The organism is Kribbella amoyensis, assembly GCF_007828865.1.
Lineage (GTDB): Bacteria > Actinomycetota > Actinomycetes > Propionibacteriales > Kribbellaceae > Kribbella > Kribbella amoyensis.
Window position 1 is genome coordinate 1,194,865 of the sequence record NZ_VIVK01000001.1, and the last position, 22,128, is coordinate 1,216,992.

Annotated in this window: 19 protein-coding genes and 3 pseudogenes; 10 read left to right on the top strand and 12 right to left on the bottom strand. The window is 70.7% G+C overall.

The features are described 5' to 3' along the window. Window positions 1–41: 41 nt before the first annotated feature. From FB561_RS05770 to ptsP, 7 genes and pseudogenes are all read left to right on the top strand, one after another. Complete coding sequence (locus tag FB561_RS05770) at window positions 42–602, top strand: RNA polymerase sigma factor (RefSeq protein ID WP_145803805.1); 561 nt, start codon at window positions 42–44, stop codon at window positions 600–602. 129 nt (window positions 603–731) lie between these two features. Further along, entirely contained in the window at window positions 732–1,736 is a 1,005-nt protein-coding gene (gene dhaK / locus FB561_RS05775; RefSeq protein ID WP_145803807.1) for a dihydroxyacetone kinase subunit DhaK, read from the top strand. Window positions 1,737–1,738: 2 nt separating this feature from the next. Beyond that, a complete protein-coding gene (gene dhaL, locus FB561_RS05780) occupies window positions 1,739–2,359 on the top strand; it encodes a dihydroxyacetone kinase subunit DhaL (RefSeq protein ID WP_145812782.1) in 621 nt (206 codons plus the stop codon). A gap of 31 nt (window positions 2,360–2,390) precedes the next feature. Continuing rightward, window positions 2,391–2,798 (top strand): annotated as a pseudogene (gene dhaM / locus FB561_RS39105) (dihydroxyacetone kinase phosphoryl donor subunit DhaM); the annotation flags it as partial. Between the two features lie 54 nt (window positions 2,799–2,852). Next, a pseudogene (locus tag FB561_RS39110) lies at window positions 2,853–3,080 on the top strand (HPr family phosphocarrier protein); the annotation flags it as partial. Window positions 3,081–3,102: 22 nt separating this feature from the next. Further along, entirely contained in the window at window positions 3,103–3,402 is a 300-nt protein-coding gene (locus FB561_RS37735) for a hypothetical protein (RefSeq protein WP_170284532.1), read from the top strand. Between the two features lie 29 nt (window positions 3,403–3,431). Then, window positions 3,432–5,030: pseudogene (gene ptsP / locus FB561_RS05790) on the top strand (phosphoenolpyruvate--protein phosphotransferase); the annotation flags it as partial. 1 nt (window position 5,031) lies between these two features. On the opposite strand, the gene FB561_RS05795 reads toward ptsP, so the two are convergent. Genes FB561_RS05795 through FB561_RS05805 form a run of 3 tightly spaced genes read right to left on the bottom strand, consistent with a single transcriptional unit; the run spans window position 5,032 to window position 6,593 of the window. Further along, on the bottom strand, window positions 5,032–5,685 hold the full coding sequence (locus tag FB561_RS05795; protein WP_145803809.1) for a cupin domain-containing protein: 654 nt from the start codon (window positions 5,683–5,685) through the stop codon (window positions 5,032–5,034). Between the two features lie 15 nt (window positions 5,686–5,700). Beyond that, window positions 5,701–6,246, bottom strand: coding sequence for a GNAT family N-acetyltransferase (locus FB561_RS05800; RefSeq protein ID WP_238334668.1), 546 nt, complete (start codon window positions 6,244–6,246; stop codon window positions 5,701–5,703). A gap of 14 nt (window positions 6,247–6,260) precedes the next feature. Beyond that, window positions 6,261–6,593, bottom strand: a complete 333-nt coding sequence (locus FB561_RS05805; protein WP_145803811.1) for a YnfA family protein — start codon at window positions 6,591–6,593, stop codon at window positions 6,261–6,263. Between the two features lie 117 nt (window positions 6,594–6,710). Between FB561_RS05805 and FB561_RS05810 the strand changes: the two genes are divergently transcribed. Together FB561_RS05810 and FB561_RS05815 are read left to right on the top strand one after the other, a co-directional pair. Continuing rightward, window positions 6,711–7,295, top strand: a complete 585-nt coding sequence (locus FB561_RS05810; RefSeq protein WP_145803813.1) for an RNA polymerase sigma factor — start codon at window positions 6,711–6,713, stop codon at window positions 7,293–7,295. Continuing rightward, complete coding sequence (locus FB561_RS05815; protein WP_145803815.1) at window positions 7,282–8,145, top strand: hypothetical protein; 864 nt, start codon at window positions 7,282–7,284, stop codon at window positions 8,143–8,145. The genes FB561_RS05810 and FB561_RS05815 overlap by 14 nt, the downstream gene beginning before the upstream one ends. A 59-nt stretch (window positions 8,146–8,204) precedes the next feature. Here FB561_RS05815 and FB561_RS05820 read toward each other — a convergent pair whose 3' ends face one another. From FB561_RS05820 to FB561_RS05850, 7 genes are all read right to left on the bottom strand, one after another. Next, the gene (locus FB561_RS05820; protein WP_145803817.1) at window positions 8,205–10,595 is read right to left on the bottom strand and encodes a beta-L-arabinofuranosidase domain-containing protein; all 2,391 of its coding nucleotides are present in this window, start codon (window positions 10,593–10,595) and stop codon (window positions 8,205–8,207) included. A 120-nt stretch (window positions 10,596–10,715) separates the two neighbouring features. Continuing rightward, the gene (locus tag FB561_RS05825) at window positions 10,716–11,219 is read right to left on the bottom strand and encodes a DUF1707 SHOCT-like domain-containing protein (RefSeq protein WP_145803819.1); all 504 of its coding nucleotides are present in this window, start codon (window positions 11,217–11,219) and stop codon (window positions 10,716–10,718) included. Between the two features lie 104 nt (window positions 11,220–11,323). After that, window positions 11,324–15,568, bottom strand: a complete 4,245-nt coding sequence (locus FB561_RS05830) for a P-loop NTPase family protein (RefSeq protein ID WP_145803821.1) — start codon at window positions 15,566–15,568, stop codon at window positions 11,324–11,326. 77 nt (window positions 15,569–15,645) lie between these two features. Then, window positions 15,646–16,119, bottom strand: coding sequence for a VOC family protein (locus FB561_RS05835; protein ID WP_145803823.1), 474 nt, complete (start codon window positions 16,117–16,119; stop codon window positions 15,646–15,648). Next, entirely contained in the window at window positions 16,116–17,297 is a 1,182-nt protein-coding gene (locus FB561_RS05840) for an NAD(P)/FAD-dependent oxidoreductase (protein ID WP_145803825.1), read from the bottom strand. The genes FB561_RS05835 and FB561_RS05840 overlap by 4 nt, the downstream gene beginning before the upstream one ends. A 5-nt stretch (window positions 17,298–17,302) precedes the next feature. Then, complete coding sequence (locus FB561_RS05845) at window positions 17,303–17,497, bottom strand: ferredoxin (protein ID WP_145803827.1); 195 nt, start codon at window positions 17,495–17,497, stop codon at window positions 17,303–17,305. A gap of 31 nt (window positions 17,498–17,528) precedes the next feature. Then, window positions 17,529–18,269: a DUF2306 domain-containing protein gene (locus tag FB561_RS05850; protein WP_202880551.1), complete on the bottom strand. Its 741-nt coding sequence runs from the start codon at window positions 18,267–18,269 to the stop codon at window positions 17,529–17,531. Between the two features lie 116 nt (window positions 18,270–18,385). Between FB561_RS05850 and FB561_RS05855 the strand changes: the two genes are divergently transcribed. Next, a complete protein-coding gene (locus FB561_RS05855; RefSeq protein WP_145803829.1) occupies window positions 18,386–19,162 on the top strand; it encodes a TetR/AcrR family transcriptional regulator in 777 nt (258 codons plus the stop codon). Here the strand turns inward: FB561_RS05855 and FB561_RS05860 are convergent. Together FB561_RS05860 and purL are read right to left on the bottom strand one after the other, a co-directional pair. Next, a complete protein-coding gene (locus tag FB561_RS05860; RefSeq protein ID WP_145803831.1) occupies window positions 19,145–19,855 on the bottom strand; it encodes a tyrosine-protein phosphatase in 711 nt (236 codons plus the stop codon). The genes FB561_RS05855 and FB561_RS05860 overlap by 18 nt on opposite strands. 11 nt (window positions 19,856–19,866) lie before the next feature. Continuing rightward, the gene (purL, locus tag FB561_RS05865) at window positions 19,867–22,128 is read right to left on the bottom strand and encodes a phosphoribosylformylglycinamidine synthase subunit PurL (RefSeq protein WP_145803833.1); all 2,262 of its coding nucleotides are present in this window, start codon (window positions 22,126–22,128) and stop codon (window positions 19,867–19,869) included.

A 22,128-nucleotide genomic window follows, 5' to 3' on the forward strand; every position in this document is an offset into this window, starting at 1 on the left:
GGAGTCCCCCGCCCCGGGGACCGGCGACAGCGAAGGCGGAGATGAGCGAGACCAGCAGCCCGACCGACGACCTCGGCGTCCTGGCCGAGCGGGCCCAGGGCGGTGACAAGAACGCCCTGGACGACCTGCTCCGGCTGGTCCACCCGCGGGTCCTGCGGATCTGCCGCAGCGTGCTGCCGTACTCCGCGGACGCCGAGGACGCGGCCCAGGAGGCGCTGCTCAACATCGCCACCAAGATCAACACCTACTCCGGCCGCAGCAGCTTCTCCACCTGGGTCCACTCCGTCGCGGCGAATTCGGCCCGCTCGACGTACCGCAAGCTCAAGCGGTCCGCCCAGGCCGCGCACAACCCGGAGACGATGGACCGACCGGACCCGCGCACCACCAGCGTCATCGCCGGCACCCGGCTGGACCTGCTGGAGGCGCTGGAGACGCTGGAGCGGGACCGGCCGCAGATGGTCACCCCGCTCGTCCTGCGGGACGTGTACGGGCTCTCCTACGAGGAGATCGCGGCCGAGGTCGGCGCCCCGCTGGGCACGGTGAAGTCCCGGATCCACGACGCCCGCGAGGTCGTCCGGCCGCTGCTGCGCCCCAAGGACTGATCCGCGGACTTTGCCCGGCACCGGGCAGGTAGTCGGCTTGTGACTTTGTGATGCCGTTCGGCCGCGTCCGGTCGCGGCCCGGTTTTCGCCCCTCTACCTCTTCGGTGTCCGGTGTGCTCAGATGGGCTTATGAAGAAGCTCATCAACGACCCTGCCGATGTTGTGAGTGAAGCGTTGCGTGGGCTGGTGGCCGCGCATCCCGAGCAGGTCCGGGTGGATCTCGAGAACCGGATCGTCTACCGCAAGGACGCCCCCCGGGCCGGCAAGGTCGGGCTGATCTCGGGCGGTGGCTCCGGGCACGAGCCGATGCACGGCGGGTTCGTCGGGCTGGGCATGCTGGACGCCGCCTGTGCGGGCGAGGTGTTCACCTCGCCGGTGCCGGACCAGATGATGGCCGCGACCAAGGAGGTCGACGCCGGCGCCGGGGTCCTGCACATCGTGAAGAACTACACCGGCGACGTGATGAACTTCGAGATGGCCGCCGAGATGGCCGCCGCCGAGGCCGGGACCGAGGTGCAGTCGGTCGTCACCAACGACGACGTCGCCGTCCAGGACAGCCTCTACACGGCCGGCCGCCGCGGTGTCGGCGTGACCGTGCTGCTGGAGAAGCTGGTCGGCGCCGCCGCCGAGGAGGGCCGCCCGCTGCAGGAGATCGCCGACCTGGCCCGCCGGGTCAACGACAACGGCCGCAGCATGGGGATGGCGCTCACCTCGTGCACCGTGCCGGCCGCGGGCAAGCCGACGTTCGAGCTGGCCGAGAACGAGATGGAGGTCGGCATCGGCATCCACGGCGAGCCCGGCCGCCAGCGCCTGCCGATGGCGCCGGCCAAGGAGATCGCGGCGCTGCTGGTCGACCCGGTGGTCTCCGACCTCCCGTACCGGCAGGGCGACTCGGTGATTGCCTTCGTCAACGGCATGGGCGGGACCCCGCTGATCGAGCTGTACCTGATGTACAACGAGGTCCGGCAGTTGCTGGACAGCGCCGGGATCACGGTGGCCCGGTCGCTGGTCGGCAACTACATCACCTCGCTGGAGATGGCCGGCTGCTCGGTCACGCTGCTCAAGGTGGACGACGACCTGGTACGGCTCTGGGACGCGCCCGTGAACACCCCCGGCCTACGCTGGGGCGCGTGAGCATGGGAGTCGACACCTTCGAGAGCTGGCTGCGCGACCTGGCGAGCACGCTGCACGACAACGCGGCGTACCTGACCGAGCTCGACTCGGCGATCGGCGACGCGGACCACGGCAGCAACATGGACCGTGGCTTCCAGGCGGTGGTCGCGGTGCTCGACGAGACCACCTTCGCGGCGCCCGACGAGATGCTGAAGAAGGCCGGGATGACGCTGGTCAGCAAGGTCGGCGGGGCGAGCGGGCCGCTGTACGGCACGTTCTTCCTCCGCTTTGGGACCGCGCTGACCGGCGCCGAGATCACCCCGGCCTCGCTCGGCGAGGCGCTGAAGGCGGGGGTCGGCGGCATCCTCCAGCGCGGCAAGCCGGAGCTCGGCGACAAGACGATGTACGACGCGTGGGCGCCGGCGCTGGCGGCGTACGACGAGGCGGTCGCGGGTGGTTCCGACGTGCACGGCGCCCTGGTCGCGGCGGCCGAGGCGGCCGCCAAGGGCCGGGACGCGACGGTACCGCTGGTCGCGCGCAAGGGTCGCGCGAGCTACCTCGGCGAACGCAGCGCCGGCCACCAGGACCCGGGCGCGACCAGCACGACCCTGGTACTGGAGTCCGCTGCCCGCACGCTCGGATGACACCAGCCCGCGAGTGCCCGGAGGCGGCGGCATGATCGGCATCGTGGTGGTGTCGCACAGCCGCGCGTTGGCGGATGCGGCGGTGGGGCTCGCTGCGGAGATGGTTGCCGAAGACAACCGGCCGGTGATCGCGGTGGCGGCCGGGTTGGACGCGAGCACGTTCGGGACCGACGCGGCCGCTGTCGCGGAGGCGATCGCCGAGGCGGACAGCCCGGACGGGGTGCTCGTGCTGCTCGATCTCGGGAGCGCGATTCTCAGTGCGGAGATGGCGCTGGAGTTCGTCGATCCTGAGGTGGCTGGGCGGGTGGTGCTGTCGAGTGCGCCGTTGGTCGAGGGGTTGGTCGCGGCGGCGGTGACCGCGTCGACGGGGGCGTCGCTCGAGGCGGTTGTCGCGGAGGCTGGGCGGGGGTTGGCGGGGAAGCAGGATCACCTTGGTGATGTGGTGGCCGAGGTTGGTGCGGAGGTTGCTGCCGGCGACGAGCTGGAGATCGAGGTGCTGGTGGGGAACGAGCATGGGTTGCATGCTCGGCCGGCGGCTCGGTTGGTGGGGTTGGTGGGGTCGTTCGAGGCGGTCGTGACGGTGACGGATCTCGATACCGGGCGGGGGCCGGTCGATGCGGGGAGTTTGAGTCTTGTTGCGACGTTGAACGCGCAGCAGGGGCATCGGTTGCGGGTGGGGGCTGCTGGGGAGCAGGCGGCTGAGGCGCTCGAGGCGGTTCGGTCGTTGGCTGAGCGGAACTTTGATGATGAACCTGTTTCCGGCGCCGCGGTGGTTGACGGAGCTGGTGGAGCCGGCGTTGCTGGAGGTGCTGTCGGCGCGGTCGCGCCAGCTGGAATTGAGGTGGGTGCTGGCGGGGAGGGCGCTGCTGGGGCTGGTGACGCTGGTGGAGCGGGCGTTGCTGGAGGTGCTGTCGGCGCGGTCGCGCCAGCTGGAATTGAGGTGGGTGCTGGCGGGGAGGGCGCTGCTGGGGCTGGTGACGCTGGTGGAGCGGGCGTTGCTGGAGGTGCTGTCGGCGCGGTCGTGCCAGCTCGGTCTGGGGTAGGTGGGTCTGGGCTTGATGTTGCTTTGGGGGCGGCTGTTGTTTGGGTTTCTGAGGTTGATCTGAGTCGGTACGTGGCTGGGAGTACTGCTGAGGAGCGGGGGCGGTCTGCGGAGGCTCGGGGGGTTGCTGGGCGGGCGTTGGAGGGGTTGCGGGCCGAGACCGAGGTGCGGGTCGGGGTTGCTGAGGCGGGGATCTTCGAGGCTCAGGCTGCTTTGCTCGGTGATCCTGCGCAGTTGCGGACGATCGAGCGGGCGATCGACCGCGGCTCCAGTGCTCCCGATGCCTGGCGGGCGACGCTCACCGAATTGGCTGAGGCTTTCGAGCAGCTTGATGATGCTTATCAGCGGGAGCGGGCCCAGGACGTTCGCAGTGTGCGCGACCGGGTACTCCGCGCGCTGACCGGCGTCGAGGAGGTCGAGCCGCCCGCGGACGGAGTACTCGTGGTTCGCGAGCTGGATGCCGCGACCGCGGCGACGATCGACGCGGAGCAAGTGGCCGGGATCGCGATCCGGGCTGCGGGAACCACCGGGCACGGGGTGATCGTGGCTCGGTCGCGCGGGATTCCGTTGATCACCGGGATCGGTGACGTCGAGGTGCGCGACGGTGTGCGGGTCGGGTTCGACGCGCGGACCGGGGTCTTCGTGGTCGATCCCGACGAGGACGCGTTCCGGGCGACGATCCGGGAGCGTGCCGCCGAGCGTGAGGTCGCCCTCGCCGAGGCCGATCAGCCCGCGACCACGACGGACGGGCGGACGATCCCGGTCTTCGCGAACGTCGGCTCGGTCCAGGACGCGCGGGACGCCCGGGGCGCGGACGGCTCCGGGCTCGTACGGACCGAGGTGTTGTTCGGGGATCGGCGGACCGCCCCGACGACCGCCGAGCAGGCCGAGGTGTTCCGGGCGATCGCGGCCGCGCTGGACGGCCGGCCGATCACGATCCGCACCTGGGACATCGGCGGCGACAAGCCGTTGCCGTTCCTCCCCCAGCCGCCCGAGGCGAACCCGTTCCTCGGCGAACGCGGGCTGCGGGTCTTCCGCCGTCGCCCGGACCTGCTCCGCGACCAACTGCGGGCGGTCCGCGAGGTCGCCGCGGAGACACCGGTACTGGTGATGTTCCCGATGGTGACCACTGTCGAGGAAGTTGCCTGGGGCATCGAACAGCTGGACGCGCTCGGATCCCGGCCGGACGGGCTGAAGATCGGCATCATGGTCGAGGTCCCGGCCGCCGCGCTCCGGGTCGGGCGGCTCGCCGAGCGACTCGACTTCGTCAGCATCGGCACCAACGACCTGACCCAGTACACGACGGCCGCCGACCGGACGAACACGGCCGTCGCCGCTCTCGCCGACGGCCTCGACCCCGCGGTACTGCAGCTCATCGCGACCGTGGTCAGCTCAGTACCGGCCGGCGTCGAGGTGGCCGTCTGCGGTGACCTCGCCAGCGACCCGGCCGCCGCGTCGCTGCTGGTCGGGCTGGGCGTCCAGGAGCTGAGCGCGGTCGGCCCACAAGTCCCGCTGGTGAAGGCGAAACTGCGCCGCCTCGCCTACGCCGACGCGGCCGCCCTCGCCACCGAAGCCCTCGACTGCGCGAGCGCCACCGAGGTCCGCGAGCTCCTCAAACGCACCAGCTAGCTCAGCGGGCGTAGTAGAGCAGCTCGACGATGTTGTACCCCGAGGTCTGCTCGGCCTTGACCGGCAGGGCGTACGACTCTCCCGGCTCCACGTACCGCACGCCGGTGAGCGGCTCGGTCGACAGATCCAGGTCGACCACGAGCGACGGGTACGCCCCGGTCCGCCAGGTGTACGCCGCGCCCGCGTCCGGGGTGACGTGGCGGACCCGGACATCGTCGTCCTCCAGCACCACCTTCGCCGGAATTTCGCCCGCCTCCGCGAACCCGGCCTCGGCCACGCCGGCGGGCGCGTCGTACGGCGTACCCGACGCCTCCTCGCCGAGATCGAGCACCTCGATCAGCCGGTTCCGGTACGGCGCGTCGCCGTCGTTGGTGAGCATGTGCACCGGGGACACCGCCCGGTACACCGAGCCGCCGACGGTCTCGCTCAGCTGCCGCGCCGGGCTGCCGTCGAGCCAGTCCATGTGACACGGCGAGGTCGACAGGCAGAGCACGACGTAAGGGTTGTGGTGCAGGTGCCAGCCCTGCGCCTCGCCCGGGTCGAGGGCGACCTCCCAGACCCGGACGCGGCCGTTCTCGAACACCACCCGGGTGCCGATCTCACCGAGCACGACCTCGGTACCGTCCGGGGCGGTGGCTGTGGTGCCTGCGGTCATGGTCTGTCTCTCCGATCAGTCGACGGCGCGTTCCATCGCGACCCCACCCAGCACGACTCCGTCAGGCATGGTCAGGTCGGTGTGCTCCACCTCGGTGAAGCCGAAGGCCTGGTACAGCGGGACGCCGGGCAGCGTCGCCATCAGCGCGAGCGTGCCGAACCCCTCGACCCGGGCGGCGTCGACGCACGCGGTGAGGATCGCCCGGCCGAGACCGCGCCGGGTCCAGTCGCCGCGGACGAACATCGCCCGGATCCGGGCCGGCTCGGTCGCCGGGTCGAGCAGCCGCGCGTCGGCGCCGGCGTCGGTCCCGTTGTAGAGCTTGTTCCGCCGGCTCCAGCCGCCGCAGGCCACGATCTCGCCGGCCGCCTCGTGCACGTAGTACGTGCCGTCCTCGATCAGCGCGAGGTCCAGGACGGCGATGTGGGTCGCCGCGCTCGCGGTCTGCCGCTCGTCGTAGTACGCCGGGAACAGCGCGCGCACCGAGGAGCGTGCCAGCTCCGCGATCGCGGGCGCGTCGGCGGGGACGGCCAGGCGTTGCACGGCGGTCGGGGCATCGGTCACGACGCCAGGCTATTTCAGGACCTGGGCGCGTACATGATCAGGCCCACCCCGGCGAGACAGACCGCCGCCCCGATCAGGTCCCACCGGTCCGGGCGGAACCCGTCCAGCACCATTCCCCAGAGCAACGACCCGGCCACGAAGACCCCGCCGTACGCGGCGAGGATCCGGCCGAAGTGGGCGTCCGGCTGCAACGTCGCGACGAACCCGTAGGCGCCGAGGGCAAGGATCCCGCCCAGGACCCAGAGCACGCCCCGGTGCTCGCGGACGCCCTGCCAGACCAGCCAGGCCCCGCCGATCTCCGCCAGCGCGGCCAGCCCGAACAACGCGATCGATCGCAGCGCGGTCATGTCCGCAGCCTACGAGGCGGGGCCCGCGGACGGTCATCGGACTGTGCGGCCGAGCAGGCCCCGGGTGCAACCTTCGTCGGGTGAAATGGGACGCGGGGTGCCGGACATGTGGGAGGTATGACGCAGACACCGATCAGGGCCCGCCCCGGCCCAGTGAGCGAGGCGGGTGTGCCCGATCCCCGGCGGGAGCGGTTCGAGGAGCTGTTCGCGGCGCACCGCGAGGCCGTGCTCGGATACCTGCGGCGCCGGACCGGGAACGGGCACGACGCGGCCGACCTGCTGGCGGACACGTTCCTGGTCGTCTGGCGCCGTCTCGACGACGTCCCGGCCGGCGATCAGACCCGGCCCTGGCTGTACGGCGTGGCGCGGCGTGCGCTGGCGAACCACCGGCGCGGCGAGGGCCGCCGGACGGCGCTGGCCGACCGGCTCCGGTCCGAGCTGACCGAGACGACGCCACCCGAACCCGCACCGGACACGTCCACCGCCGGTCGGGCCTTCCGGGCGCTCCCCGACGCCGACCGCGAGTTGCTCTCGCTGGTCGCGTGGGAGGAGCTGGACTCCGCGCAGATCGCCACCGCCCTGGGGTGTTCGCGCAACGCCGTCCGGATCCGGTTGCACAGGGCAAGGAAACGCTTCGCGAAACTGCTGGCGGCGAGCCCGCCGGCACTCGCCAGAGATGAGGTCAGCCATGAAGACGCCTGACGTCGACGCGGTCACCCGCGCCCTCGAACCCGTCACCAGCTCCCCGTCCGTCACACCGGAGACCTGGCAGCGGCTGGCGGACGACATCACCGCGACCGACCCGGCAGCGCGCACCGCCACCGAGAGCCCCGCTCCCGTCGAGCCTCCGCGACGCCGGGCCACGACCGGACGCCGGCTCGTCCTGGTCGCGGCCACGCTCCTGCTGATCGGCGGCGTGGTCGGCGCCACGCTGCACAGCCGGCCGGGCCAGGATCAGCCGAAGGCGCTCTCGTTCACCGAGCAGGGCGGCAACCTGATCGTCCGGGTCATCGACCCGACCGCCGACACCGCGCAGTACAACGCCGACTTCAAGGCGATGGGCCTGGACATCAGGGTCGACGCCATGCCGGTCAGCCCGCCCAACGTCGGCAAGTTCAGCGACTACGCGGCCCGCACCTCCGAGGACCTCGACAAGATGCAGATCCTGAAGCCGGGCGAGAAGTGCAGCGGTACGCTGACCGCCGCCGACCCGGGCTGCCAGGAAGGGCTGGAGATCCAGCAGGGCTTCCGTGGCTGGGCCAGGATCAACTTCGGCCGGGCGGCACGACCGGGCGAGATCTACCACCACTTCGGCAACATCGACGACCCGGGCGAGGCCCTGCACGGGGTGAAGTTCCGCAACCTCACCCTCGCCGAGGTGAAGCCGCTGGTGGCCGCTCACGGGTTGAAGATCCAGGCGTACCAGGCTGCGGGCAAGGACGAGGTCCAGTGGGGTATCCCCGAGCCGCCGTCCACCTGGTACGTGCGCGACGCGGCCTCGTACTCCCCGGGCGACGTCGTCCTCTTCGTGGCCTCGACGCCCGGCAAATAGCCTGCCGAGTAGCCCACCCCGTCCCGCCGTCGCAGCCCAGCGACGGCGGGACCGTTGCGTCAGCCGAACGCCAGGTGCAGCAGCCCACCCGAGTACGTCGGCCGCAGGACCGCTTCCACTCGCACGTGCTGCGCCCGGATCGGCGTGAACCTCGTCGTGTTCACGCGATCCACCGCCACCTCGTACGGCGTGGTGTTCTCCACCGCACGCCAGGTCTCACCGTCGAGCCACAGCACCCGCCGCGACTCCGGTACGCGGCACTGCCCGGTCCCCGTGTCGTCGAACCAGTACGCCGCGACCTCGGACAACTCCCGCGCCTCGCGCAGGTCGTACTCGATCCACTCGGTCGTCCCGCGCCGGTCCCACCAGGTGAAGCGCGGAATCGACTGGTCCGCGGACGACTTCGGCAACCGCCCGTCGTCGGCCGCCTCGAGCGAGTCGCCCTCGTAGACGTGCGATGCGGTGATCCTGGTCCGGTAGATCCAGTCGTGGCCGTCTTCGGCGACCTGCGGGAACGCGGTGATCCGTAAGCGCGCCGCGCCCATCGGGATCAGGGTGACGGTCTCGACCGGCTCGGCCGACCGTGCGGGACCCGGTTGGAGCAGGCCGACCACGTCCTCGGAATCGGTCTCCCACTGCGGAATCCGCCGAGCCTTCGTGGTCAGGGCCAGCGGTACCCCTTGGTGCGTGAACGGGTCCGCGTCGGCCGCGACGTCCCGGCGTACGAGGTCGAACTTCGCACCGGGGACTAGGCCGTAGTTCCACGCGGACTCGGGGTGGACCGCGAGTTCGGGCCACTCCTCGGTGCCGCCGATCCGCTCGTACCGTTCGGCGATCTCCAGCGAGTACGTGAGCGGGCCACGATCGACCGAGACGGAGTGCTGGTTGTCCTTCCAGGTCCGCGTCGTGGTCCGCATCGGCAGCACCAGTTCGACCCGATCACCTGGTCGCCAGGTCCGGTCGAGCTTGACCCACCCACCGTCGGCCTTGGCGTGGACCCGTTCGGCGTTCACCTCGACCGTGAAGCTGTGCGCCCAGCCAGGAACCCTCAGGTAGAAGGGGAATCGCGTGTCCCGGGTTGCCTGGACGGTGAACTTGATCGACTCACCGAACGGGTACTCCGTGTCCTGCACGACGCTGACCACCTCGCCGGTACCGTCCCCGACGCGCGCGGTGACCTTGCTCGCGGCGTACATCGACGCGGCCAGGCCGTGGTCGGACGTCGCCAGCCACAGCTCCTGCGCGTAGTACGGCCAGGCCATGCCGTAGTTGTGCGGGCAGCAGCGGTACTGGTGGACGCCGTACTTGTAGGCGAGCATCGCAAACGGGTTCTGGAACTGGCCGTGCTTCGGGCGATCGTCGAGCTGCACGCTGTTGGCGCAGGTGATGTAGTGCATGACCTGCTGGAGCGGATCGTAGGAGGCCGGCAACGAGTTGAAGGCGAGCTCCTCGCACCGATCCGTCCACACCGGGTCGCCGGTGAACCGGGTGAGCAGCTCGCAGCTGTGCATGAGCTCGGCGATCCCACAGGTCTCGAACCCCTGCCGCGGATCGCCGAACCCGGGCCGCGAGTTCTCGTCTCCCGCGAACCCACCACCGGGGAACTGCCCGTACATCCCCAGGACGGTCGCGTAGTTCCGGTACGTCGCATCCCGGTACTTCGGGTCGTCGGCCAACAGCCAGTACTGCAGGGGTTCGCGGAATCCTTGGGCCAGGTTGACGTTGTGCCAGTTCGGGATCCCGGTGGTGTAGTCGGCCGAGCCGGCGTGCATCTTGCCGACGAGGTCGAGCAGCCACGCGTCACCGGTGCGGTTGTAGAGCCAGTACGCGCTGTCGATGTTGTCGCCCCAGCGGAACGCACCCCACGACCGGTTGAACACCTCCGGCGGCTGGGTGTTCTGGAACCGCAGGTACTTGGTCATGAACGGGATCACCCGCTCGTCGCCCGAGTACTCGAACCACGACCGGAACGCGGCCAGCAACGGCATCCCCGGCCAGAAGTCGGGCCCGTTCTCCAACGAGGTGCGCAGCCGTTCGGGTCCGAACCAGCCGTCGTCGGCCTGAGTACCGAGGATGCCGTTGATCCAGCGTTCGGCCCGGGTCAGGACGCCCGGGTCCCCGGTGACGTAGCCGAGATCACCGAAGCCACGCAGCCAGTACGGAAGTTCCTCCCAGGCGCCCCGGGCCGGATCAACCCAGCCGTTCGTCTCGTAGCCGAGGAAGTCGGAGATCTCGTCGTACCGGCCGCACAAACCGCGCACCTGTAAGTCGAGTTGTTGTGCCAACCAGCCGCGCGGCTCGATCGCACCCGGTGGCAGCTTCTGGAACGGTACCGGCCGAAGCGGCGCACGTTGCGGGACGTAGTGCCCGCCTCGGGTAGCCGGCGGTCCGGCCGGGTCGGAAGCGGCGTGGGCCGCGTCGTTCGCGTGCGCATCCGGAATTGCGGGCATGGCGGAGCCTTTCGCGGTGATGGGTGGGCGGGCATCACAGTGACGTACTGACAACGTAGGCCAGAGGGGCGGGGTCTGCTCGCTGAAAGCCAGGCTCCGGAGGAGACCAGCGTGGGGGACCTAAGTCCCCCGCCCCTCCCGCTTCGGCCGCGACGCCCACCGGTACGCGAAGATCACCCACACCACCGCCGGCACCCCGAAGATCGCGGCCGCCACCTCGCGCCCGAACACCAGGAACGCCAACCCGGTCAGGAAGAACGGCAACGCCAACCACACCGCGCCCGCGAACGCGGCCCACCTCCACCGCCCAGGTCGCCGGTTCTCCACGGGCCGGTACAGCGACGGCGCGGGCAGTCCGGCGAAGGCGGGCTGTAGATCGCGATGGGTCACGGCTTCGTTCGCCAGGTCGACGCGGCGATGGAGTTCGTCCTCATCGAGGCGCCCGATCGCGAACTGTTCGGACAGCTCGTCGATGCAGAGGCGCCGCTCCTCGTCGGTCAGCCGGACCGGGGCCAGCCGTCGTTGCGCCGCCGCCACCCTGGCTTCCTGGCCGGCCGCGGCCGCCATGCCTGCCAGGTTCGCCAACTGCGCGCTCGGCTTGGACCTGCCGTCCCGCTCACTCATCGCAAACTCCCCACTAGCCCTCCTCCGAGTGTGCCAGGTCGACGCGAGCTCACCAGGATCGCTCTCGCCTCCACCTCCGCCGCCAGCCGGGCGACCGGAAACCTTCAGCCGCGATGACGAGTCATGAGAACCTCGTCCGCGAACTCCTGCAGACCCTCCGGTTCGATTCCGCCCCACGCGGCCAGCGGAAGATGCCACGGCCCGTCCGCGAACGCTTGACCGATCAGCCCAGCAGCCAGCCGCGAGTACACCGCCGGTACGCAGCGGAGCCGCGTCACGGATCTCACCTCCGCCTCGCGGATCTGGCCGACCAGGTCGAGCGCCCGACCGACCCACAGCCGCGCCCGCTCGTCGGCGGGATCTCCGACAGCGCCGGCCAGGTCCGCCCAGGAGCCGGCGACGTCCGCCGCCCAGAACGGGGTGGTACCGAAGGGCGCCTGATTGGTCAGCGCGATCAGTAGCCTCTCGGCCTCGTCCAGGTCGTCCCGCGACCACGCCGAGCGAGCAGCAGCCTGGAGGACACCGGCAACACGTTGGTAGCCCCCGGTCCAGCCGTCGCTCTCGACGATGATGCAACGGCTGAGCTCTTCAGCTCGCCGATGGTCGCCGCTGTCCGCGACCGCTGTGCCGACATCAGCCCACGCGTCCTGCCGCCACTCTTCCGTCGGGAGGCTGTTGACCGCCGCCTCGGCACGGACCAGGTCGTTCGCGATCGCCGCGGCCTTGGCGATCGGGACGAACGCTTCACGACGTTCGTACTCGTCGCCGACCAGGTCCGCCGTCGCTGCCGCTGTGTCGAACTCGGCGACGCCGACGAACCACTTGACGACGTCGAGGAGCGCACGATCCCGGTCCTCGGGATCCGCGATCGCCGCGGCGAGTGACCGAGCCGCGGTTGCTTGTTCCATCGCCGGGTCCCGCAGTTCCGAAGCCTCGAAGGCGGACGCGATCGACAAGTGCGCTTGTCGCCGCTGCTCCGGATCCTCCAGTTCCGGCAGCGTCGCGACTGCTCGCGCTACCAGATCCACGCGATCCGCACCGCTGCCCGACTCCGCTCGCGCCGTCAGGACCTGAATCCGGCGGAACGGCCGGTGAACCTGATCAGCCAGTCGCTCAGCTGCTTGGTCGTCGCCGGCCTCGGCCGCCGTGACCGCGAGCAGCACGAAGGCCCACTCGCGCCAATCGACGTCATCGTCAACCGCAATCGTCTCCGCGAGCCTGGCCGCGGCGTCGTAGCCGCAGCCGGCACCCAGTTCCACAACCGCCGATACCCGGGCCTGGGCCTCGTAGTAGGGCGCAGCACCACCCGTACCGAGAGGCTCGCAAACCTTGCTCGCCAACTCCGACCCATCGCAACCGCGACGACGGACGACAGCCGCCAAACTCTTGAGCCGACCCTCCTCCGACAGCATGCGATCGGCGACAGCCTCGGCCTGAACATCGTCACCGCGGCTCAGCAGGCGATCCACCAGATCGGCCTGGAGGCGGCGCTGCGCCATCGGATCGATCACCGCGATCACCCGCTCCGCCCGGACCGCGTCGTCGATACCGATCAGCGCGTCGGCGAGCCCCACCAGCTCGGCAGTCGCCGGATGGTCGACCCGGCCCGCGCGTCGGGTCTCCACCCAGTCGGCCAGCTCGGCGGCGCGGTCCGGGAGCCCGGTGTCCGCCAGCGCGTGCGCGAGATCGACCATCGCACCGTAGACGGTCATCTCCGGCGTGAGGTAGTTGTCCATGTCGACGTCCGGGACGGCGTCGGCGAGCCCTATCGCTTCGTCCGCGACCGCAGCCACCGCCGAACCGTCCCCGGCCTTGGCCAGCGCCTGCGCGAGCTCCGCCAGCGGCTGCAGCCGATCGGGCCCTGGCGCCATCCGGGCGATCATCGACCGGGCGCGGTCGGTCGAGCCACGGCCCGCCTCAGCCTGCGCCAGCCGCCCCCAGGAAACCTCGCGAGCATCCCCCGGCCACCCCTCGAGCACCTGATCAGCCGCCGAATGGTGACCGGCCTCCGTCAGACCCAGAGCCAACTCGGTGAGCAGCGCCTGCTGACCGCGCCCATCGGTCCGGTAGCGCTCTCGGGCCGCGCCGATCAGGACATGAGCCTGCGCGCTGTCCCCGGCCAGGCCCAGCAGCCGGCACAGGCCGTCGAGTGCGGTGCGGGCTTCCGCACCGGTGGGCAGCGCTCGGTACGCCGACAGGACCTCGTCCGTCAGCTCGCCGGCGATCGAGGACCATCCCGCACGCCAGTACCGGGCGGCCGCCTCTGTCAGGACGGCGACCTTCGCGGCCGGTGCGAGATCCTGGTCGGGCTCCGGGACGGTCTTGCGCCGAAGGGCCTCACGGGACGGCTCGTCGGCCACCACCGAGGGTGCGGCAGCGAGCTCGGACAGGACGATGAAGCGGCGTGCGTCGGGCAAGTCGTCGGACAGCGCCTCGGCGCGCCTGGACAGCCGAGCAGCCAGCGCGTGATCACCGCGCTCCCCCGCCGCCTTCGCCCGCGTCACCAGGACCAGGGCAGCGAAGTACCCCTTGCCCTCCAACCGCGCTTGCAGGCGTTCGGCCCGCTGATCGTCGCTTTCCGCCAGAGCGGTGACCACGAGCATCAACGCCGGCAGGTCACTGGCCGAGGACGCCTCCTCGAGAACCCGATCGGTCAACTGGTCCACGCGGAGCCAGTCAGCGTCCGCGGTGGCTGCTTCGATGAGAGCCGCGAGAGCGCACAGCCGGTGATCCGGGTCCTCGGACGAGCTGAGCAGGCGCTCGAGCCTCGGCACATCGCGCTGCTCGGCGATCTCCCAGACCACACCTCCGACGGCCCCTTCGCGCCCGAACTCGGTGGCGAACGCGTGGGCCATCGCCTCGGCTCGGTCGTACTGGCCGAGCTTCGCCCACAGGGACGGCAGATTCATCGGCAGCAGGCTGTTCCGGACTTCGAGGTGCCGGCGATGGAATCCGAGCCGGGCCAGCGCCGGCAGATCGGGCCGATCCTGGAACACGAGTTCAGTGACGAGGCTGCTGATCTCGCTCAAGGCGTACTGGTCGCCACCGGTGACTTCGAGCATTCTGGACTGCCGCTTCTGGTCGGACGCCAGCGCCACCGCGAGCTCGAAACGCTCCGCATCACGCAGGAAGCCCGGGTAGCCGCGAAGCAGGTACTCCGGGGTGTCCGCCGGCCAACCGTCGGCCTCGAAGCGCGCGGCCCACGACAGCAGCGCTTGGCGGTACCTCTCCAGTTCCGAATCGTCGAGGGACCACAGGGTCTCCAGCCGAAGCTCCTCATGGGCCAGACCGAACGTCTCGTACTCCGGACCGGTCCGCCAGCGACCTGGCCGGCTGACGAACGTCCGGCCCGTCGACGACCGGAGGAGCTGCCGCGCCTCGTACTTCTCCGCCCCGGACAGCTGGGCCAGGTCGGCCGCGGTCAGGTGCCCGGCGGCGACCGTCAGCAGGCCCAGCATCGAGCGACCCAACGGGTCACCGAGCAACCTTCGCAGCTCGAGTTCCGCGGCCAGCCGGAGATCCTTGGCCCGGCCCGAGGGTGTCAGTACGTGGATGTTGGTGGCCGACCGCAGCGGATGATCCGCCGCGAGCTCCGGCGGCAGCGGTGGATTCGGCCGGCCGGCGACGATCACCTTCAGACCGGGTACCGCCTCCTGCGGCAGCAACCCGGCGATCGACTGACCGACGGCAGCGGCGCTGTCTTCGTCCAGTCCGTCGACCACCAGGACCAACCGCCGACCGTCGCGCCGGCGGGTCGCCGCGACGTTTCTCAGCTGGTGCCGGAGATGCCTGGCGCGGGCCGACACCGGAAGCGGCGCCGATTCGACACCGGCCAGCGCGTCGAGTTGCTCGGTCACCGCGTCGATGAACGCGTCCCGGTTGTCGTGCTGGTCGAAGCGGGTGCTGATGAAGAACGACACCACGTCCACGCGCTCGGGCGGATGGAGGACGAACCATGCCAGCAGAGCCGACTTGCCCGACCACGCCTCGGCGACCCATCGCCAGTGGCTCGGGCCGTCGGCGGTGCAGAACGTGGCCAGCTGGGCGAGCTCGGCTTCCCGGCCGAGAAGTTGTGGCGGCGCCAGCATCCGAACGTCTTCGAGGTACGCCGTCCTGGGCGGCTCGCTCAGCGGTTCGGGCTTCTGCGCGTCTTCCACCTCGGCCCGCGGCGACTGGCTTGCCCGCAGGGAGAGGAACAGTCCGGCCACCGCGACCAACAGGCCCAGCGCGCTCGCCAGCTTGTCGGCCTGATCGAGCCCGACCACGTACAGATAGGTGCCCAGGGCAGCGAGCACGAGGACCGCGAGACCGCGCAGCAGCCAGCGCCAGACTCGACGTCGAGCGGCCAACCCGCCTCCCCAGGTCACGGAGCCGACCGACGTCACGGTTGGTGAGTTGGCTGTGACGTCGCGTTTGCCCTGGCAGACTAGCTCAGCGCGCGGTGGACCGCGGCCCGGGCGCCGGCGTCGATCAGCCCTTGGACGCTGATCTTCGTCATCGCGTGCAGGTCGGTCAGGATCTGTTCGGCGCAGTCCGGTGCGGCGTCGGCCAGGAGTTCGCCCAGCGTTCTCGGGACGACATGCCACGTCACGCCGAAGCGATCGGTCAACGAACCGCCCGGGCCTTCCGTCCCACCGTCGGTCAGCCCGGACCAGGCGGTGTCGATGTCGTGCTGGCTGTCGCACTCGACGTACAGCGCGATCGCCGGGGTGAAGGTCAGCGGGACACTCCCGTTGTAGGCGACCAGGCGTTGCCCGGCGACCTCGAACGTGACCGTGCTGACCTGGCCGTTCGCCGCACGTTGCCGGTGCAGGATCCGCGAAGCCGGGAACAGCTTCGTGTAGTACTCGGCCGCCTGCTCCGCCTGGTTATCGAACCACAGGAGCGTGCTCGTCCTCATGATCTGGCTCCTTCGGGGAGGGCTCGGCGATCGGCGACCAGTCGGCGGAGTTCGCGGAGATCGCGCGGTGGGCAGTTCCAGCCGAGGACGCCGACCACGACGCCGTCCTCGACCGCGGCGACCACGAACCGGCCGGCCGCGATCTCCCCGTGCACCAAGGTCATCGGCGCCCCCTGCGGGAAGATCCCGTACGCCTGCAGACGCACGTCGTACTGGTCACTCCAGAAGTACGGGATCGGCGCGAACGGCCGGTCCGCACCGAGCAGGTTCGCGGCGACCGCCATCCCCTGCTCGGTCGCGTTGAGCCGGTGTTCCACGCGCATCCGCTGGTCGAACAACGGGTGGTACCAGGACGCCACGTCACCCGCCGCATAGATCCCGGGAGCCGCACGGCACTGCGCATCGCACTCCACGCCATCACGAACCGTGAGACCCGAATCCGCGAGCCATCCAGTGGCCGGGCTCGCACCGATAGCCACCACGACCACGTCCGCATCGAGCACCGTGCCGTCGGTCAGCTCGACGCCGACCACCCTGCTTTCGTCGGCCACGAACCGCGTCACTCCCGTGGTCATCCGCAGCCGGACACCGTGATCCCGATGGAGCTCGCCGACCAGGGCCGCGATGCCCGCCCCGAACTGCCGGTACAGCGGCGCCGGCTGCGGGCCGACCAGGGTGACGTCGAGGTTGAGACCACGAGCGGTCGCCGCGACCTCGGACCCGAGGAATCCGGCTCCGATGACGACCACCCTCGTACCGCCAAGCAGCGCCGTACGCAGGGCAAGGGCATCGTCCAGGGTCCGCACCGTGTACACGCCGGCCAGCTCGTCGCCCGGCAGACGACGCGGACTGACCCCGGTGGCGATCACCAGGCCGTCGTACGCGAGGCGGTCGCCGTCGAGCCGGAGTTCGCGCCGGGATACGTCCAGCCCGAGAGCGCGCCGGCCGAGGCGGAGGTCGGCGTCCAGCTTGCCGATCGCCGGCTCGTCGCGCAGCGCCACCTTCTCCGGTTCCCACACCCCGGCGAGGACCTGCTTCGACAGGGGCGGCCGGTCGTACGGCAGCCGCCGCTCTTCCCCGACCAGGGTCAGCTTCCCGTCGTACCCCTTGGCGCGCAGGGCTTCCGCGGTCGACAGTCCCGCGGCCGAGGCACCCACGACGACAACGTTGCGCAGCACGATCGTCAGCCCTCGACCAGGATCGCCGACGCCGGGCAACCCGCTTCGGCTTCTCGTACGTCGTCCAGCCGGTCGTCGGGCGGGTTGCCGTCGAGCACGACAGCGATGCCGTCGTCGTCGCGCTGGTCGAACACGCCCTCCGCGGCGAACACACACTGCCCGGAGGCGACACAGCGGTCCTGGTCCACGAATACCTTCATCAGTCGTCTCCTCGATCGTCGTGGGTGGTGATCACCGGGCGGCCGCGGGCGCCTGACGACCCGCGGGACGGCGGGCGCCGTACTTGCGGCGGTCCAGCAGGTAGTCCGCGAACATCAGCAGGAGCAGTGGACTGAGCCAGACGCCGATACTCGTCGCGGTCTGCCGCATCAGTTCCTCGTTGCCGCCGAAGGTGCTGTCCACCCTCGGGGTGAGCGCGATCATGCTGGCGATGTTGATGACCCGGCTGAACGCGATCGACATCGCCAGCGCGAAGCTGCGCGACATCCACCGGCGGTGCTCGTCGTACCGGCGTTGGCGGGCCATCCGCAGGCCGGCGACCGTGACGATCAGCCACAGCGCCGAGCCGGCCAGGTTCGCCACCCGGACGGACGGGCCGGCCGCGGTGTACCAGCCGATGTAGAGCCCGAGCACGCCGGCCGGGAGGACGCCGGCGAAGACGTAGATCCGGCCGGTGATCCGATGCCCGCGCCGGTACTTCGCGCGGAACGCGGGCCAGACCTGGAAGCAGGCCGTCGTCATCGCGACGGTGCCGAACAGGACGTGCGCGACCAGCAGCGGGTAGTACAGGTCGTTGCCCGGCGGCGGCTCCAGCCGCGAGTTCGCCGGGTCGAAGGTCAGGTACGGCGGCACCGAGAACGCCAGGAACGCCGCGGCCGCCAGCATCAGCGGGGCGATCCAGGGGCGGCGCCACCAGACCCGCTGTGGGCGGGACCTGGTCGGCGGGGGCGGTGCGTCGAGAGTCGAGGTCATAACGGTCCATTCGTCCGTGATGGGCTGCCAACAGAAACTATGTATAACATACGTTTGGTGTATGGCGTACATAGATTTAGGATGGCCACGGACCGAGAACCTCTGCGGGATGGCGGATGACGAGCAAAGACGGGAAGACCCGGGACCCCCAGCGCAGCCTGAAGCTGCTGTGGTCGGGGCAGCGGCAGGGACAGCGCGGCCCCCGGGCTCAGCTCAGCGTGGAGCGGATCGCCCAGGCGGCGATCCGGATCGCGGACACCGACGGGCTCGAAGCGCTGTCGATGCAACGGATCGCGGCCGACCTCGGCTACTCGACGATGTCGCTCTACAACCACATTCCGAGCAAGGAACTGTTACTGGAGGTGGCCGCGGACATCGGGGCGGGAGTGCCGCCCGACCTCGACGGCACCGAGGAGCTCCGGCCGGCGGTCCGGGCCTGGGTCGCCGCACTGTGGAACGGGCTTCGGCAGCGGCCGTGGATGCTGCGGGTCCCGCTCGACAACGCTTCGATGGGACCGCACCAGCTCGCCTGGCTCGAGCGCCTGCTCCGCCCGCTGCTCGCCGCCGGTCTGCCCGGCGGCGAGGCGCGAGTGGCGGCGCTGCACCTGACCGCGGTGGTGCGCGGGACGGCGCAGATCAGCCTGAACATGACCGGCGCCGAGGACACGGCCGACGGGATCCCTCGCAACGCCGCGGACGCGGCACAGACCGTTGCCGAGTTCATCGATCCCGAGGACTACCCGGCGGTGACCGCGGTGTACGCCGCCGAAGATCCGCATCCCGACCGCGAGCGGCCCGACCAGGACGCCCTGCCGTTCGAGCTCAGCTTCGGCGTCGACCGGTTCCTGGACGGCATCGAGTCCTGGGTCGCGGCGTCACAACGGCCGAGCTGACAGCAGCCTGCTCCGGAGCCGGTCCAACTGCTCGAAGGTGAGACCGGTGGCGGTCAGGTAGCCGGCGATGTCGGTCGAGTTGAGGAAGGCCAGGAGCTCCAGGCAGGCGTTCGCGCACTGGGATTCGAGGGCCGCCTCGGAGAGCGGGCTCGCGCCGGCCTCGGGGTTCTCGGCGTAGTACGCGTTGATCGTGCGGGCGGCGAGTTCGTAGTCGTCGAGGATGTCGGCGACCGGGGTCTCGACCAGGGCCAGCAGCATGGCGACGATCAGGCCGGTGCGATCGCGGCCCGCCTTGCAGTGGACCAGGATGCCGCCGTCGGGAGCGTCGGCGAGGCGGGCGAAGACGCCGGTGATCTGGGCCGGCCAGCGACGGAGTGCCTCGCTGTAGTACGCCGGGCTGTCGAGCCGGTCGCCCCAGGCGGCCATGAAGACCTGGTCGCCCTGGTCCTCGATCGGGTGATGGTGCACGTCGAGCGTGTCGAAGACGCGCACCTCCAGGCGTTCGTCGTCGTTGCGGAGGTCGACGATCGTGCTGACGCCGGCGGCCGCGAGCTGCTGCGCGCCGACGTCGGTGAGTCCGTCCGGCCGGGCCGACCGGAACAGCCGGCCCGGCTGGATCCGCCCGGAGCCCGCGGGCAGGCCGCCGAGGTCGCGCGCGTTGATCGCGCCCTCCCACTCCTGCTCGCGGGTCATCCGGTGACGACTCAGCCCAGGACGGCCGGCAGCGTGGCCGTCCAGGCCTCGCGCAGCTCCGTCAGCGGGATCTCGAACTGGTCCTGGACGTCGAGGGACTCGCCGGTGACAACGCCGATCTTGGTGTGCGGGAAGCGGCGCGCCGTGCACATGTCGGTGAACCGGACCTCCTCGGTCCGCGGCACCGCGACGACCGCACGACCGGCCGACTCCGCGAACAGGAAGAGGAACGTGTCGAGCCCGTCCGGCGCCCAGACCCGGGCCCCGACCCCGCCCCTCAGCGCCGACTCCACCAGCACCTGGGCCACGCCGCCGTCGCTGACGTCGTGCGCCGCGTCGATCAGGCCGTCCCGGCTGGCGTTGATCAGGATGTCGGCCAGCTGGGCCTCCTTGGCCAGGTCGACCGCGGGCGGCCGGCCGCCGAGGTGACCGTGCACGACGTGCGCCCACTCGGAGCCGGACAGCTCCTCGTCGGTGTCGCCGAGCAGGTACAGCTGGTGACCCTCCATCTCGGCCGTGAACCCGATCGGGGTCCGCCGGGTCACGTCGTCGATCACGCCGAGCACACCGACCACCGGGGTCGGCAGGATCGGGGTCTCGCCGGTCTGGTTGTAGAACGACACGTTGCCGCCGGTGACCGGGATCCCGAGCTCCTTGCAGCCGTCGACCAGGCCGCGGATCGCCTCCGCGAACTGCCACATCACGGCCGGGTCCTCGGGCGAGCCGAAGTTCAGGCAGTCGGTCACCGCGGCCGGGCGGGCGCCGGTGGTCGCGACGTTGCGGTACGACTCGGCCAGCGCCAGCTTGGCCCCGGTGTACGGGTCCAGCTTGGCGAACCGGCCGTTGCAGTCGGTGGACACCGCGACGCCGAGGCCGCTGGTCTCGTCGACCCGGATCATCCCGCTGTCCTCGGGCTGCGCGAGCACCGAGTTGCCGAGCACGTACCGGTCGTACTGGTCGGTGACCCAGGACTTGTCGCACAGGTTCGGCGAGGCGACCAGCCGCAGCAGGGTGTCCCGCAGCTCCGCACCGGTGCTTGCCCGGGGCAACTTCTCGGCGCCGTCGGCCTGCAGGTCGTCCTGCCAGGACGGGCGCTCGTACGGCCGCTCGTACACCGGGCCCTCGTGCGCGACCGTGCGCGGCGGGACGTCGACCACCCGCTCGCCGTGCCAGTCGATCTCCAGCCGGCCGGTGTCGGTGACCTCGCCGATCACGTCGGCCTGCACGTCCCACTTGGCGCAGATCTTCAGGAACGCCTCGACGTTGGCCGGCGTGACCACCGCCATCATCCGCTCCTGCGACTCGCTCATCAGGATCTCCTCCGGCGCCAGCGAGGCGTCCCGGAGCGGCACCTTGTCGAGCTCGACGTACATCCCGCCGTCGCCGGCGCTGGCCAGCTCGGAGGTCGCGCAGGACAGGCCCGCGCCACCGAGGTCCTGGATGCCCTCGACCAGCCGCGCCTGGAACAGCTCCAGCGTGCACTCGATCAGCAGCTTCTCCATGAACGGGTCGCCGACCTGGACCGCGGGCCGCTTGGTCGGGCCGCCCTCGGCGAAGGTCTCGCTGGCCAGCACCGAGACGCCGCCGATGCCGTCGCCGCCGGTCTTCGCGCCGTACAGGATGATCTGGTTGCCGACGCCGGTCGCGTTCGCCAGGTGCAGGTCCTCGTGCCGCATCACCCCGACACAGAGCGCGTTGACCAGCGGGTTGCCCAGGTACGTCGGGTCGAAGACGACCTCGCCGCCGACGTTGGGCAGGCCGAGGCTGTTGCCGTACCCGCCGACGCCGGACACGATCCCGGGCAGCACCCGCTTGGTGTCGGGGGCGTCCAGCGGGCCGAACCGCAGCGGGTCCATCACCGCGACCGGCCGGGCGCCCATCGCCAGGATGTCGCGGACGATGCCGCCGACCCCGGTCGCGGCGCCCTGGTACGGCTCGACGTACGACGGGTGGTTGTGCGACTCGACCTTGAACGTGACGGCGTAGCCCTCACCGATGTCGATCACGCCGGCGTTCTCGCCGATCCCGGCCAGCATCTTGCCGGCCGGCGTCTCCTGCGGAATCTCGCCGAAGCGCTTCAGGTGCACCTTGGACGACTTGTACGAGCAGTGCTCGCTCCACATCACCGAGTACATCGCCAGCTCGCAGCTGGTCGGCCGCCGGTCCAGGATGTCGCGGATCCGCTGGTACTCGTCCGGCTTCAGCCCGAGCTCGGCCCACGGCTGCTCGACCTCCGGGGTACTGCTCGCATTGGTCACGGTGTCCGTCGACAC